At 44.6% G+C, this 14,760-nt stretch carries 15 protein-coding genes; 10 read left to right on the top strand and 5 right to left on the bottom strand.

The features are described 5' to 3' along the window. Window positions 1–58 precede the first annotated feature (58 nt). The 7 genes from rimK (at window position 59) to ABD036_RS04970 (ending at window position 6,307) form a co-directional block, all read left to right on the top strand. Window positions 59–964, top strand: coding sequence for a 30S ribosomal protein S6--L-glutamate ligase (rimK, locus tag ABD036_RS05000; protein WP_343857120.1), 906 nt, complete (start codon window positions 59–61; stop codon window positions 962–964). Continuing rightward, window positions 964–1,992, top strand: coding sequence for a succinylglutamate desuccinylase/aspartoacylase family protein (locus tag ABD036_RS04995; protein WP_343857118.1), 1,029 nt, complete (start codon window positions 964–966; stop codon window positions 1,990–1,992). The genes rimK and ABD036_RS04995 overlap by 1 nt, the downstream gene beginning before the upstream one ends. A gap of 18 nt (window positions 1,993–2,010) precedes the next feature. Next, window positions 2,011–2,457, top strand: coding sequence for an ATP-dependent zinc protease family protein (locus ABD036_RS04990; RefSeq protein ID WP_343857116.1), 447 nt, complete (start codon window positions 2,011–2,013; stop codon window positions 2,455–2,457). 53 nt (window positions 2,458–2,510) lie between these two features. Next, complete coding sequence (locus tag ABD036_RS04985; protein WP_343857114.1) at window positions 2,511–2,699, top strand: DUF2065 domain-containing protein; 189 nt, start codon at window positions 2,511–2,513, stop codon at window positions 2,697–2,699. A 248-nt stretch (window positions 2,700–2,947) separates the two neighbouring features. After that, window positions 2,948–4,246: an adenylosuccinate synthase gene (locus tag ABD036_RS04980; protein ID WP_343857112.1), complete on the top strand. Its 1,299-nt coding sequence runs from the start codon at window positions 2,948–2,950 to the stop codon at window positions 4,244–4,246. A 223-nt stretch (window positions 4,247–4,469) separates the two neighbouring features. Next, window positions 4,470–5,879, top strand: a complete 1,410-nt coding sequence (locus ABD036_RS04975; protein ID WP_343857109.1) for an aldehyde dehydrogenase family protein — start codon at window positions 4,470–4,472, stop codon at window positions 5,877–5,879. A 2-nt stretch (window positions 5,880–5,881) separates the two neighbouring features. Beyond that, on the top strand, window positions 5,882–6,307 hold the full coding sequence (locus ABD036_RS04970; protein ID WP_343857107.1) for a VOC family protein: 426 nt from the start codon (window positions 5,882–5,884) through the stop codon (window positions 6,305–6,307). 205 nt (window positions 6,308–6,512) lie between these two features. Here ABD036_RS04970 and ABD036_RS04965 read toward each other — a convergent pair whose 3' ends face one another. From ABD036_RS04965 to ABD036_RS04955, 3 genes are read right to left on the bottom strand one after another with little or no spacing between them, the layout of a single operon-like run. Next, the gene (locus ABD036_RS04965; protein ID WP_343857104.1) at window positions 6,513–7,538 is read right to left on the bottom strand and encodes a hypothetical protein; all 1,026 of its coding nucleotides are present in this window, start codon (window positions 7,536–7,538) and stop codon (window positions 6,513–6,515) included. Next, window positions 7,519–7,728 (bottom strand): helix-turn-helix transcriptional regulator, encoded by a 210-nt coding sequence (locus ABD036_RS04960; RefSeq protein ID WP_343857101.1) that lies wholly within the window; start codon window positions 7,726–7,728, stop codon window positions 7,519–7,521. The genes ABD036_RS04965 and ABD036_RS04960 overlap by 20 nt, the downstream gene beginning before the upstream one ends. Continuing rightward, a complete protein-coding gene (locus ABD036_RS04955; RefSeq protein ID WP_343857099.1) occupies window positions 7,725–8,147 on the bottom strand; it encodes a hypothetical protein in 423 nt (140 codons plus the stop codon). Before ABD036_RS04955 ends, ABD036_RS04960 begins: the two co-directional genes overlap by 4 nt. A gap of 550 nt (window positions 8,148–8,697) precedes the next feature. On the opposite strand from ABD036_RS04955, the gene ABD036_RS04950 reads away from it, so the two are divergent. The 3 genes from ABD036_RS04950 to ABD036_RS04940 all read left to right on the top strand — a co-directional run bounded on the left by ABD036_RS04950 (window position 8,698) and on the right by ABD036_RS04940 (window position 11,068). Continuing rightward, the gene (locus tag ABD036_RS04950) at window positions 8,698–9,186 is read left to right on the top strand and encodes a chloramphenicol phosphotransferase CPT family protein (RefSeq protein ID WP_343857097.1); all 489 of its coding nucleotides are present in this window, start codon (window positions 8,698–8,700) and stop codon (window positions 9,184–9,186) included. Window positions 9,187–9,417: 231 nt separating this feature from the next. Beyond that, window positions 9,418–10,203: a hypothetical protein gene (locus ABD036_RS04945; RefSeq protein WP_343857095.1), complete on the top strand. Its 786-nt coding sequence runs from the start codon at window positions 9,418–9,420 to the stop codon at window positions 10,201–10,203. 295 nt (window positions 10,204–10,498) lie between these two features. After that, window positions 10,499–11,068, top strand: coding sequence for a hypothetical protein (locus tag ABD036_RS04940; protein WP_343857093.1), 570 nt, complete (start codon window positions 10,499–10,501; stop codon window positions 11,066–11,068). 165 nt (window positions 11,069–11,233) lie between these two features. Here ABD036_RS04940 and fadA read toward each other — a convergent pair whose 3' ends face one another. Together fadA and fadB are read right to left on the bottom strand one after the other, a co-directional pair. Beyond that, window positions 11,234–12,394 (bottom strand): acetyl-CoA C-acyltransferase FadA, encoded by a 1,161-nt coding sequence (gene fadA / locus ABD036_RS04935; protein WP_343857091.1) that lies wholly within the window; start codon window positions 12,392–12,394, stop codon window positions 11,234–11,236. Between the two features lie 21 nt (window positions 12,395–12,415). Further along, window positions 12,416–14,575 (bottom strand): fatty acid oxidation complex subunit alpha FadB, encoded by a 2,160-nt coding sequence (gene fadB, locus ABD036_RS04930; protein ID WP_343857089.1) that lies wholly within the window; start codon window positions 14,573–14,575, stop codon window positions 12,416–12,418. Window positions 14,576–14,760: the final 185 nt, after the last annotated feature.

The raw sequence follows: 14,760 nt of genomic DNA, 5'->3' as shown, positions 1-14,760 counted from the left end.
GTTGTTTATACGCAGCTGCGTAATATAGATAGTCACATTATTAGAGGATAGATCCTATATGCGAATTGCAATTTTGTCGCGCAACCCGAAACTTTATTCCACTAAACGCCTCCAAGAGGCAGGACAAGCGCGCGGTCACACGGTTGATATCATTGACACCATGCATTGTTACATGGACGTGACCAGCAGTCGACCTCAGGTGCGCTACAAAGGTAAAGCATTACCTAAATATGATGCCGTGATCCCCAGAATTGGGGCTTCGGTGACATTCTACGGAACATCGGTGGTAAGACAATTTGAAATGATGGGGACGTTTTCGATCAATGAGTCTGTAGCGATTAGCCGCTCTCGTGACAAACTGCGTTCACTGCAACTACTTTCTCGCAAAGGGATCGGTATGCCGCGCACTGGCTTTGCTAATCATCCTGATAGAATCGATGATCTCATCAAGAATGTGGGTGGAGCGCCTGTTGTGATTAAACTTCTAGAAGGCACCCAAGGAATAGGCGTGGTGCTGGCCGACACTCAAAAAGCCGCAGAGTCGATTATCGAAGCCTTTATGGGGCTTAATGCCAGTATCTTGGTGCAAGAGTTTATCAAAGAAGCCGGAGGCTCTGATATTCGCTGTTTAGTGGTAGGTGGCAAAGTGGTCGCTGCAATGAAACGTCAGGCAGCTGAAGGCGAGTTTCGTTCTAATCTGCATCGCGGTGGTAAAGCGACCATCGTTAGATTGTCTCCTGAGGAGCGCAAAACGGCAGTTGCTGCCGCCAAAACCATGGGGTTGAACATGTGTGGTGTTGACTTGTTGCGTTCCAATAATGGTCCTGTGGTGATGGAAGTTAACTCTTCTCCCGGACTAGAAGGCATTGAGATGGCGACCAACAAAGATGTCGCCGGTATGATCATCGAGTTTATGGAAACCAATGCCAAACCGAATAAAACCAAAACCAAAGGAACAGGCTAGTGAGCGCGATTACGATTGGCGGTGTTGAAATACGCCCAGGTGAGACAAAGCAAGTTCAATTGCAAATGCCGCACTTATATACCGACACGCAAATGTCGATTCCGGTGCATGTGCAGCGCGGTAAACGCGTTGGACCCACCTTGTTTGTCAGTGCCGCAATCCACGGTGACGAGTTAAACGGTATCGATATTGTCGGCCGATTAATCCGTAGCCGCACCATCAAAAACTTACGCGGAACCCTGATTGCCGTGCCGATGGTCAATGTCTACGGCGTGCTCAATCAAAGTCGTTACCTGCCTGATCGTCGAGATTTAAATCGTTGCTTTCCAGGCAGTAAAAAGGGGTCATTAGCGGGAAGGATTGCGCATACATTTCTGACTGAAATCGTGTCTAAATGTGATTATGGTATCGACCTACACACCGGTGCTATACACCGCAGTAATTTACCGCAAATTCGCGCCAATCTTGATGATGAACAAACCTTAGCAATCAGCAAAGCCTTTGGGCTTCCAGTGATGTTAAATGCCGATATTCGCGATGGTTCATTACGTCAGGCGGCGGCGGATCTGGGCGTTAAAGTGTTGCTGTACGAAGCAGGACAAGCCCTACGCTATGATGAATTCTCGATTCGTGCTGGCGTGAAAGGCATCATCAATGTGATGCGTGAAATTGGTATGCTTAGCCAAAGCCGTAGCAAAAAAGGTCATGATATAGAGCCCTTTATCGCGCGACAAAGTGGTTGGGTGAGAGCCCATGAAAGCGGTTTTGTACACCATGTAAGCCAATTAGGTGATCATGTCGCCAAAGATGACGTATTAGCTATTATTGCGGATCCTTATGGCGGTGAATTAGGTAAGCTCTTGAGCCCAGCCGAAGGCATAGTGATTGGAAAGCAAAATATTCCATTGGCGCAAGAAGGTGAAGCTATGTATCACATTGCGTATTTCAAGAAGCCCGACACTGTGGCTGAGAATATGGAAATGCTGCAGGACAACTTAGTTTCTGGTCCCGCACCCATAGTGTATTAAACCACAGAGGAAGATGCTGTGTTCAAGTATCAAGATAAAATAATAGTCGGTGCGTTAGAGTTATGTGATTTGCCATTACTGGCAATCGAAAATCTCAATATTCGGGTTGATACCGGTGCAGCTACATCATCATTACACGTTGATAATATCGATGAGTTTCAGCGTGGTGACGAAACTTGGGTCAGTTTTGATATTCATCCCGACATTCATGATGTAGATGAAATTGTCAGACGCGAAGCCAAGGTCAAAGCAGTGCGCAAGGTCAAAAGCTCTACGGCCACTGAGGAGCGTCGATATTTGATTGAAACCCAAATTGAGATGGCCGGTATGCAATGGGATATTCACCTGACCTTAACCGATCGTTCAGAAATGACCTATTTGATGTTATTAGGAAGGGAAGCGATGAATGGCCGTTTGGTCGTTGATCCTAGTCAGGAGTACCTGCTCAACTTGAAATCGGAGTAGTCTCAGCTCAAATGCTTTGACTATTTTTCGTTTCCCATTTTTTTGGAGAAATTATGACAGATACACTGCTTCTGGCCGCTGCATTGGTACTAATAATTGAAGGCATCGGCCCTATGTTATTTACCAAGCGTTGGCGTAATTATGTGCTCAGCGTGGCGTCGCTTCCACCACAACAATTACGCAGCGTAGGTGGCGTGATGGTGGTTATTGGGGTCGTGAGTTTGGTGTTCGTGTTAAGTTAACTTTTTCCTTTTTTCATTTGTCGAGCTCATTCTAGCAACAAAATTATCCACAATTTTCTTTTTCCAAAATGGGGCTTTAATTACAAAAAAGGTTGAGATTATAAGCAGTTAGATTTGTTCATATTTAAGTTAATTACCCCAGCACTTAGAAAAAAACAGACTAATTTGCCTAGAGGTCAAAAAACGAGTGATCAAGACGGTGAATTTTTGATAGAATCCCCGCCTAATTTTCTAACAGTTTCTGATTCATGGCTAAAAATGTGGTTGTACTCGGCACTCAATGGGGTGACGAAGGAAAAGGTAAAGTTGTAGATTTGTTAACTGATCAAGCCACTTATGTAGTGCGCTATCAGGGCGGTCACAACGCCGGGCATACACTGGTAATTGACGGTGAAAAAACCGTTCTGCATCTCATTCCCTCTGGTATTTTACGTGCGAACGTAACCTGTGTGATCGGCAACGGCGTGGTATTGAGCCCTGCCGCCTTGCTAAAAGAGATGAAGATGCTGGAAGATCGCGGTGTACCGGTTAAAGAACGATTGGTGATAAGCGAAGCCTGTCCGCTAATTTTGCCTTATCACATTGCGATGGACGTGGCTCGTGAAACAGCCAGGGGCAGTAAAGCAATCGGCACCACTGGTCGTGGAATCGGTCCAGCCTACGAAGACAAAGTGTCTCGTCGCGGTTTGCGCGTTGGCGACTTGTTCAATAGCGAAGACTTCGCGGTTAAGCTTAAAGAAATCCTCGAATATCATAATTTTGTACTCACTGAGTATTACAAAGCCGATCCGGTTGATTATGATGAAGTGCTCAAGGAAGCCCTTGCCGTTGCTGATTTATTGAAGTCGATGGTTGTAGACGTAACAGACGTGTTAGACAAAGCGCGTATTCGTGGTGATGCCATCATGTTCGAAGGTGCGCAAGGGACTTTGTTAGACATTGATCACGGTACTTATCCCTATGTTACCTCTTCAAATACTACCGTCGGTGGCGTAGCCACGGGCGCGGGATTTGGTCCATTACACTTAGACTACGTACTGGGCATTGTTAAAGCCTATACCACTCGTGTGGGCTCAGGTCCTTTTCCAACTGAATTAGATTGCGAAGTAGGTCAGCACCTTGGTGTTAAAGGTCATGAGTTTGGTGCAACCACTGGGCGTAAGCGACGCACCGGTTGGTTTGATGCAGTGGCGATGAAACGCGCCGTGCAAATTAACTCAATTACCGGTTTTTGTTTGACCAAGCTCGATGTACTAGATGGTTTAGAAGAGTTAAAAATCTGTACGGGTTATGAGCAAGCTGACGGCACAATTAAAGATGTTCCGCCTATGGCCGCTGATGGTTATGATTTAATTAAGCCAGTATATGAAAGTATGCCAGGCTGGAGTGATAACTCCTTTGGTGTAACCTCATTTGAAGCCTTACCGCAAGCGGCTAAGAATTACATCAAACGTCTTGAAGAGCTAACGGGCGTGCCAATTGATATTATCTCTACTGGTCCGGATCGAAACGAAACTATTATCTTAAGACATCCTTTCGACGCTTAATTATATTAGGCGAGACAAACCGCTTTTATACACTGTCCAGATACGATCTGGCGGTTCGTAAAAGCGGTTTTTTATTATTCACTGTTTCTTTTGTGGGTCCAGTCCCCATCTCTGTAGATAATGCAGTTACACTTTTTGTGCGATAATCAAGTAATGAAAAGTGCCTAACTGGGCAACAGGGTGTTGCGGCAAATGGTTTAACTGAAATCAAATTGAGGTGTGTATGAGTGTTGCGAATAATTCTGTGTCAGAAGAAAAGACCATATCTGCTATTGCGCAAGTAGTGTCTGATCTTAAGAACACGTTCGCTACAGGTGTGACAAAAAGCGTCGAATGGCGAGCAGAGCAACTCACTCAGCTTAAGCGGATGACCGAAGAGCAACAGGATAAAATTCTCGCGGCCTTGGGCTCGGATCTAGGCAAATGCAAGGCTGAAGCTTGGACTTCCGAAATTGGCTATACCTTAAGCGATATAGATCACACCCTTAAACATCTAAAAAAATGGATGAAACCACGCAAGGTTTCAACGCCAATTGCAGCACAACCAGGTAAAAGTTACCAGTTGGCCGAGCCTCTGGGTACAGCGTTGATTATTGGTGCTTGGAATTATCCGTTTCAATTAGTTTTTGCGCCCCTAATCGCTGCCATTGCGGCGGGAAACTGTGCGGTGTTAAAGCCCTCAGAATTGGCTCCAGCGACGTCATCACTGATTGCCAAAATGGTGCCCGAGTATTTAGATAGCAACGCCATTGCGGTGGTGGAGGGGGCGGTCGACGAAACCACTGAACTACTCAAGCAACCCTTCGATCACATTTTTTATACCGGCGGTGAGACGGTTGGTAAAATTGTCATGCGCGCTGCGGCAGAGCACCTCACGCCCGTGACCTTAGAGTTAGGTGGTAAGAGTCCCTGTATTGTTGAAAACTCAGCGAATATTGATGTAACGGCGGCCCGAATCGTCTGGAGTAAGTGGATGAATGCCGGCCAAACCTGTGTTGCGCCCGATTATGTGCTGGTGGAAAAGTCACTCTCAAACAAACTGATTGCCGCTATTCAAACTAAAGTTGAGGCGTTCTACGGAACCGATATCGCCAATAACCCAGACTACGGCAGGATCGTCAATGAGCGTCACTTTCAACGTCTAACCGGTTATTTGCAAGGTCAAAACGTAGTGTTTGGCGGACAACAAGACGCACAAACAAAGTTTTTGGCACCGACAATAGTGCTGGATCCTGATCCGCAAAGTCGGTTAATGCAAGAAGAAATATTTGGGCCTATTCTGCCGGTGATCACATTGGACTCGATTGACCAAGCTATTCCTTTAGTCAATCAACGTGCCAAGCCATTGGCACTTTATGCTTATACAAATGATAAAACTTACGAGCAAAAGGTGCTAAATCAAACCTCAGCAGGAAGTACCTGCATAAACGATGGCTTCATGTTTATGGTGAATCCGGAGTTGCCCTTTGGCGGAGTAGGAAATAGTGGCATGGGGAATTACCACGGCAAGTTTGGTTTTGATACTTTCAGTCACCTTAAAACGGTCATGAAACGTAGCTTTAAATTTGATGTGAGCCTGCGTTATCCTCCGTTTAGCAATATTAAGTCAGCAATTTTAAAAAGGTTGTTATAAGCATGACAGGATCACTTAGACCATTTCACTTAGCCATTCCAGTTGACGACCTTGCTAAAGCTCAACAGTTTTACGGAGAGCTGTTAGGATGCGAGCGCGGAAGGTACAGCGAGCATTGGGTTGACTGGAATTTCTTTGGCCATCAATTGGTGACCCATCTGGTAGACACCATGCCGAGTGTGCCACCGAGCAATCAGGTTGACAACAAAGCAGTGCCGGTGCCGCATTTTGGCGTGGTGCTGAGCATGTCCGACTGGCAAGGTTTAGCCCAACGACTAGAAACCTTAGGCATGGACTTTGTGATCAAGCCTTATATCCGTTTTGCTGGGCAGGCCGGTGAACAAGCAACCATGTTTTTCCATGATCCGGCTGGTAATGCGCTTGAATTTAAAGCCTTTGCAGATTTAACACAGTTGTTTAAAGTCTAAATTCATTCAATCGAATAAAATCAGCCAAGTTCTGATATATCAGATGATATTTGAGACTTGATATCACTGACTATGGCTGTGTTTTGAAGTGCAAAGTTTTAGGCCATTAAGATCTTGTCAATGTCTCAAATTTGATAGCCAATGTCCCATTTTTAAATGGTTTATTAGGTTATGGCAAAACTAAGCATTTGCTTGGCTGACAGTGCTACTGATTATAAAACCACAACAGTAGTTGTATATCGGCATTCACCGCTTGAAGGTGGAGCTTATGTAAAAACTCGCGGTAGCGCTTATCATTTTTTTCTAATCTGCACGTGCTTGTCTGTGACTCTGGGTCTTTAATCTCGCCATGCTGACCGAATAGGGGCATATCATTTTCGATATGATAGCGTCCAAAATAGCTATCGGCTTCAGGCGGGGACCAGAATACCTGCCAACTTACCTCTGGGCAGTCTGGGATTGGTGTTTGTAATAACCTTCGGGTATAAAACTCATTGCGTTGCAAAAGCTCAGGTAGTGGCTGGCCTGATGTACTAATGGACTCACAATCAATGGCGTTTTGCACTGACTGTTTATCAATTGCGTACTTATCTACCTGATCATGAATGGCAAACTTATTCTCTGGGCGATTTTGCTGCATATAGCGCACTAATGGTGCAAGTTGATTGGGGCCAATGTGCTTTATCGCGGTAGGTCCGTGGTATACCGGGACAATGTGAGCCGGCACAGTGGCATCTTCCAATAAATGCGCTATCGCGCCAACAAACAGCAGTTTGTCATGTTGGTCGGGGTTGTCTTGTAATCCTTGTTGAGCCAGTTCCCAAAGTTTACTCATGGACTGATTAATAACGCCCACCTTGGCCAGATGTTGACGTTGCGAGTGGATAAAATGCCAGTTTCGAGCGCGTGTTTGAAAACTAAATACGTTGGTGTGTTTAACAAACAATCTATCCCAGAGCCGCCATCCCAGTGATTTGTCCATGGCAACATTGCCTTGTAGCAACCGCGCCTTCGAATCCTCGCTTGTTATTGTGTTAGGAAAGCACTGAGCAAAAGTATCTATCGCTAATTCAAATAATACCGTGTGACCCGATTCAGGCGCGTAGGCCATGACTGACGATATGGGCTGTAGCAAACACAATAGCAAAGTGAGCTTTGCCATGAGGTGTTTGATTTTCAAAGCAACAACAGACCCCGAGGGTCTGTTGTTGTTAGTGGTTTGAGGTTTCATATTCATCATCAAAAATTGATTCAATTGGCATGTTGAACAGTCTAGCTGCTTTGAACGCCAATGGTAAACTGGGATCAAATTTGCCTTTTTCGATGGCATTGATGGTTTGCCGACTGACATCTAGCTCTTCGGCTAAGTCAGCCTGCGTCCAATCTCGTTCAGCTCGCAGCACTTTCAAACGGTTCTTCATGCATACCTCCGATAACCTAAACCAATTGCGATCCCGTAGCTAATTCCCATCACAAAAAGTATGTTAGATGGATTAGGTGAATGGCTGATCATTTTGACAGCATCAAGCAAGCCGTATACTGCACCAAACACCATGCTGACACCCAATGATATAGCCATCGCTTCTAATTGAATTCGGCGTTCCATTTCGTCCATGTCCATCAAATGGTTTTTGTTGGCCATGATCATTTTATATCCACAAGCAATGTTGATGAAAATTGCGATCATGGTGAAAGTAGTACCAAAATTCCATAGATACATAGGGCCAAATGCTACTAATGCCAAGCTGGCTACCCAGGAAAAGGTCCATATCATTAACTGCTTCGTTGAGCGCTTCATGCGCTGTTTTAGTTTTTCAGGCTGTTGGTTGGTTGCATTCACGTGTCTATCTCCTTTGAGGTTGGGTTAAGTTTGCTTTACTTATTGGAAAGGTTAGATGACTCCAGTAGTTGTGTCAAGCATATTTGACAAAAAGGATATTTCACATGACATTTTGTGCGTTGAGTGGTTTTTCCAACTGGGACAGTAATAAAGTGGGTACTGTCCCAACTGCTTTGAGCCCCCTTCATAATTAACAATAAAGAAGGCAATTAAGAATTATCAAATTAACAAGACACCCATCCAAATTAAGAAATTAACAAGACACCCATCCTTATACCCTTAAGTTTTCTAATTTTGAGATGGGTGTCTTTGTAATTTCTTTGTAGTTTGTTCGGTAGATGGACAAGACTGTTAGCTCTTTTATAAATATAGGAACTTGAAAACGGTCCCTGTGCAGAAAATATTAATTCCTATACTATGCAACAAACTCAAAATCAGAGATGCGGTAATTGAAGCCATTTACTACAGGTTCCTCCAGCGTAGAGAATTACGCAGTAAGAAGACTAGTTAATAGTGTACAAGTTAAATTCAGCATCGGACTGTTCAACCAATGAAGGGTAATGTGATCGTTCTCAATGGCACGTCAAGTTCAGGGAAAACAACCTTAGCTAGAGAGCTTCAATCTATCCTGCCTGAGGTCTACTTATTGTGTTCTCTAGATGCATTTTGGGATATGACACCTTTAGGCATGCCAGCAGGTTCAAAGAACTTTCCAAATATGAAACTTGCTCTGGCAAAATCAGTTAGGGCGCTTGCTGAAACAGGGCACAATGTCATTGTTGACATTGTTTTTTGTGGCCAGAAAACAGGTACTGAATTAGCAAAGGAGTTTGCAGGATTAAATACGAAAATCGTTAAGGTAGAATGCCCCTTAGATGAGCTAAGTAAACGAGAAATTGCGCGGGGTAATCGTACAATCGGGTTGGCTAAGTCGCAATATGAAAGTGTTCATCTTGGGGTGCACTACGATTTGATAGTAGATACATTAATCCATTCTCCAAAGCAGTGCGCAGAAAAGATCATGGATAGCATGCACTAAGTTCCACTTACATCGTTTATTTGTTTGTCGAAACAAATAAACGAGTAATAAAAGAATAAACGAGACACCCACTCTAACCTGCGCCATTCATAGATTTCGCATAATGCTTTATTTTTGAGCAAAATGACCGGATAAAACTTTTCTGAAGATTTTTTGTTTTAGCGTAAGATAACGAAAATGAAAAATATTTTTCTAGACCGGAAGTTCGGTTTGGCAGAGGAGTATTAGATAGTGTTTAGGGTAGCGATAACTCAAACGTTTACAGTGTTCTTCCGGTTTAGTGTCGGTTATTTGACTCTATTTTCCGCTTCGTTACAGGCAGAAAACGCCACTACTATCCTCTATCTTCAACCTATCCCTTATTACATGGAAAGTGTTGATAAGGGAACTTATGTCAACCTTGTTCGACGCTTTAGCGATGAAAATAGTCTCGATTTCGAGGTTTTGATGGCCAGCAGCGAACGAATCGAAAAACTATTGAGCCGAGGTAACCAGCCATACTGCTCATTGGGATTTAGCGTCGAGTTGGCAGTTGCGGAAGGCTTACCTACGGAGCATCTCATTGAATCTCAATCTTTTAATCGAATTTACACAAGTATAATCTCCCGTTTAGAATCCCGAGTTGACAGTGTGCATGATTTAGATCAAAAAAACCTTGTCGTATTTCATGGAAATTACCAAGATGCAAAAGACAGAATTCCTGAAGAGATTGAGACTAGTATAGTGACCGTCTTCAACATAGACTCTTTAATAAAAATTGTTAAAAAGGGACGAGCTCATGCCGGATTTGTCACTTCACCAGACATTTTTATGTCTCCTTTGTATCAGCAATTACAATCTCAATTGCATTTGGTAGACCTACCAAACTCAAATCGCAGAGAGTCCCTAGTTTGCATCGATTCGGCTAAAAACCGTAAGTTGATCCAACTATTCAATAAATATATCGATAAGTTACGATCTGCGGGAGAATTAGGAGACTACATTGACTATAAACCACACTTGTCATTATCAAATTAAGCCTTTGTCATACCAATTAACAAGACACTCATCCTCATGCGCGCCAATTTTCAAATTTTGAGTTTGAGAAATTAAATAAAAATAAACAAGACACCCATCAATAACATCAATCTTCAAATTTTGTGATAAGCATGGGTGTCCTGCTTATTTTCTCTGCTTATTATGAAAAATCGTCGGCAATTTTTGTCAGACTCAGGTATGAGCAATTTCGTTCAAACGTGCCTATTACAAATTACCAAATTTTGTGCATATACTAGTTTTTTGTGAGTTTCACTTAAGTTCGATGGAGAACATTATGTCTGTCAGTATGTTACAGCTTTGGCTGCCTATTTTATTGGGCGGTGTTTTTGCTTGGGTTGCCAGCAGTATTATTCATATGGTGCTTAAGTATCATAATCATGACTACAAACAATTGGAAAACGAAAGTGAGGTATCTGCCGCTTTAGGGAAAAGTCATCCTGCGCCGGGAATTTATACCTTGCCCCATTGTTCCGATATGAAGCAAATGGGGGATCCAAGCGTTCAGCAAAAATTTAATGATGGTCCAGTGGCTATGATCAGCGTTTTTCCAAATGGCTTACCGCCAATGGGGAAGTTGTTGATTTTGCAGTTTATTTACTTTGTGTTAGGTTGCGCTTTGGTTGGCTATATGGCGAGTTTAGTCATGCCAGAGGGGGCCCTGTACATGCAGGTATTTGAGTATGTCGCTAAAATCGGCTTTTTAGCTTTTGGTTTTGCTACTCTCCCTTACAGCATTTGGTATGGCCACCCTTGGGCGGTCACCGCGAGGTTTTTACTCGATGCCCTCATTTACGCCCTAGTGATTGCAGGTACCTTTGCCTGGTTATGGCCAACGGCCGCTTAAATTTAGGTGAATTAGGCTTCTTGTATCCGCGGGATTTTAGCTTACCTTACAGACACAGCATCTCAGCAGCACAAGCTAATTAATTAACCATTATAACAATAAAAAACGGCGCCCCGTGGCGCCGTTACTATTTTATAAACTCGTGAAGTCTTTTTAAACCTTGGTTTACACCCGTTCAAAAACGGTAGCAATACCTTGACCTAAACCAATACACATGGTCGCAAGTCCCACTGACTTATCATTGGCTTCCATCAAATTCAGTAGGGTGGTAGAGATCCGAGCACCTGAACAACCAAGTGGGTGTCCTAGGGCAATCGCGCCACCATTAAGATTGACTTTATCTTCAAAGGAATCAATCCAACCCAATTGCTTAATACAAGACAAGGCTTGTGCAGCAAAGGCTTCATTGAATTCAGCGAGTTCAATATCATCCATCGTCATGCCTGCGCGCTTCAAGGCTTTTTGCGTGGCAGGCACAGGTCCAAAGCCCATGATGGCAGCATCACAACCAGCCACCGCCATTGAGCGTATTTTCGCACGAGGTGTTAGACCTAAAGCCTTGGCGCGATCCGCTGACATTAACAACATAGCTGCAGCGCCATCGGATATTGCCGATGAAGTACCCGCGGTAACAGTACCATTGACCGGATCAAACACTGGGCGTAAAGCCGCCATGGTTTCAATAGTTGAATCAGGACGAATGACCTCATCTGAGGTAATGAGTTTTAATACACCGTCTGCATCATGACCTTCTACTGGCACTATCTCATTCCATCGACCTTCTACATGAGCCTTATGAGCGCGCTGATGCGAGCGGGCCGCAAACGCATCTTGCATTTCGCGAGTAATGCCGTTTTGACGACCAAGTAATTCGGCGGTTAATCCCATATTTCCTGACGCTTTAGCAGTGTACTTTGCCAAGCCAGGATGGAAATCCAGATTGAAGTTCATCGGCACGTGGCCCATGTGTTCAACACCACCAATCATGTATACATCGCCTTGTCCGGTCATTATCCCTTTCGCGGCGTCATGTAACGCCTGCATCGAGGAACCGCAAAGACGGTTAACAGTAACAGCTGCCGTAGAACGAGGGATATCAGTCAACAGCTGTGCGTTACGGGCAATGTTAAAACCTTGCTCTTTGGTTTGTTGCACACAGCCCCAGATAATGTCCTCAATTTCGGCAGGGTCGAGATTAGGGTTGCGCTCTAGCAACTTACTCATTAAATGCGCTGATAATGTTTCAGCGCGCACATTGCGGAATACACCGCCTTTTGATCGACCCATTGGGGTACGAATACAATCGATAACGACTACGTCTTTCATAATTAGTCTCCTTGGGTCTGATTAGGCTGAGTGTGAAAAATACGATTTACCTGAAGCGGCCATCTCGCGTACGCCATCAGAAAGCTCATAAATCGGACCTAAATGTGCGTATTTGTCTGCCAGCGCAACAAAATTACTCAGTCCCATGGTTTCAATGTATCTAAATATTCCGCCTCTAAAGGGAGGGAATCCTAAGCCGTATAACAACGCCATATCCGCTTCTGCGGCACTGCCAACAATGCCTTCTTCTAGACAACGAATGGCTTCATTAGCCATCGGTACCATCAAGCGAGCAATGATCTCGTCTTTGTCGAAGTCTTGTTGTTGGGCACAATGGGGTTTAAACAACTCATAGGCTTCAGATGCCGGTGTTTTGCTCGGACGACCGCGCTTATCTACCCCAAAGTTATAGAAACCTTTGCCGTTCTTCTGCCCAAGGCGTTCAGCTCGGTATAGACAGGTGACAGGATCGTTATCAATCTTTTGCATCCGTTGTGGAATGCCTTCTGCCATCACACCAGAAGCATGATCGGCGGTGTCCATGCCAACCACGTCAAGCAAATAAGCAGGACCCATTGGCCAACCAAAGACTTTTTCCATGACCTTATCAACGGCAACGAAGTCCGCCCCATCAAGCACTAACTTGCTGAAACCAGCAAAATAAGGAAAGAGTACGCGATTGACTAAAAAGCCAGGGCAGTCATTAACCACAATCGGTGTTTTACCCATTTTCAACGTGGCGGCCACTACCGCAGAGATAGTCGCATCAGAGGTTTTTTCACCGCGAATAATTTCAACCAACGGCATTTTGTGCACCGGGTTAAAGAAATGCATGCCGCAGAACCGCTCGGGCTTTTGCAAGCTCTTTGCCAGTTGATTGATCGAGATGGTTGAGGTGTTGGAGCAAATGATAGTGTCATCGGCGACCACTTCTTCGGTCTCTTTAAGCACGATCCCTTTTACGTTTGGATTTTCGACTACGGCTTCAATCACCAAGTCCGCGTCTTTCATCGCGGAATATTCAAGGGTAGGGACTATGTTGTTAAGGGTAGCCGCCATTTTAGCCGCGTCAACCTTGCCTCTTTGCATGCCTTTACCCAGTATCTTGGCTGCTTCTGCCAAGCCCAAATCCAGTGCAGGCTGCGCAATGTCTTTCATAATGACGGGGGTGCCTTTCACGGCTGACTGATAAGCTATGCCACCGCCCATAATACCAGCACCTAACACCGCCGTTTGCTTGATCTCTTTGCTGGCGGCTTTAGCTTGTTTTTTACCTTTACTTTTAACTAACTGATCTGCGAGGAAAATACCCACTTGGGCCTTGGCTGCATCCGATTTCGCCAAAGTAACAAAACCTTGGTTCTCTAATTTCAATGCTCCTTCACGGTCCATGCCTGCCGCTTTGGCAACGGTATCAACCATCATGTGTGGCGAGGGATAATGTTTTCCTGCTTGGGCTGCAACCATGGCTTTAGCGGTTGAGAAGCTCATAGTCGCTTCATTCTTGTTCAAGCTCAATGGGGCTTTTTTCTGCGCTCTGCGTGCTTGCCAGTCAAAATCGCCATTTATGGCGTCGGTCAGCATGCTAATCGCTGCATCTACTAATTTATCAGGGGCAACAACACTGTCTACTGCACCTTCAGCAAGCGCTTGAGCTGCTTTGCGATCTTTACCTGTGGTCATCCACTCTAACGCATTATCAGTACCGATTAGTCTGGGTAATCGTACTGTGCCACCAAAACCGGGCATTAATCCGAGTTTCACTTCGGGTAAACCAATGCTAGCGCTGGTGTCGGCAACGCGAAGATCGCAGGCCAGCGTCATTTCACAGCCGCCACCTAAGGCAAAACCGTTAACTGCCGCAATGGTTGGGAAAGGTAAGTCTTCAAAGCGATCAAAGACTTGCGAGGTTTTTGCTACCCAAGCTAATACTTCTTCATCCGCAAGGGCAAACAAACTGGTAAACTCGGTTATATCCGCTCCTACTATGAAGGTGGACTTAGCAGAGCGCACTACTACACCTTTAACATCGGCATTAGCAGCCAGTGCTTGTGTCGCTTGGTCGAGTTCACTGACCGTTTGTTGATCAAATTTGTTTACCGAACCTTGCGCATCGAATACCAGTTCGGCAATACCATTGTCGAGTAATTTTGCACAAAGGCTGTTGCCTTTAAATATCATTGTTAACTCCTTCATCTGAGTAAGGATATTGCAGTGCAGCACGATTAGGTGAGCACTTTTGTAGGGGATCTAAATATTGTTGAACAGATTTGAAAGTGCAACCTAATTTCAACCTTATCTGTAGATAAGGGCAAAAAGTAGGTATTCAAGCACATAGTCAATATTAGCTTACGGACTATTCAGTG

The organism is Aliiglaciecola litoralis (assembly GCF_039523355.1).
GTDB classification, from domain to species: Bacteria; Pseudomonadota; Gammaproteobacteria; order Enterobacterales; family Alteromonadaceae; genus Aliiglaciecola; species Aliiglaciecola litoralis.
Note: the sequence above shows the minus strand (reverse complement) of the source record. Positions and strands in the feature narration are given on the sequence as shown.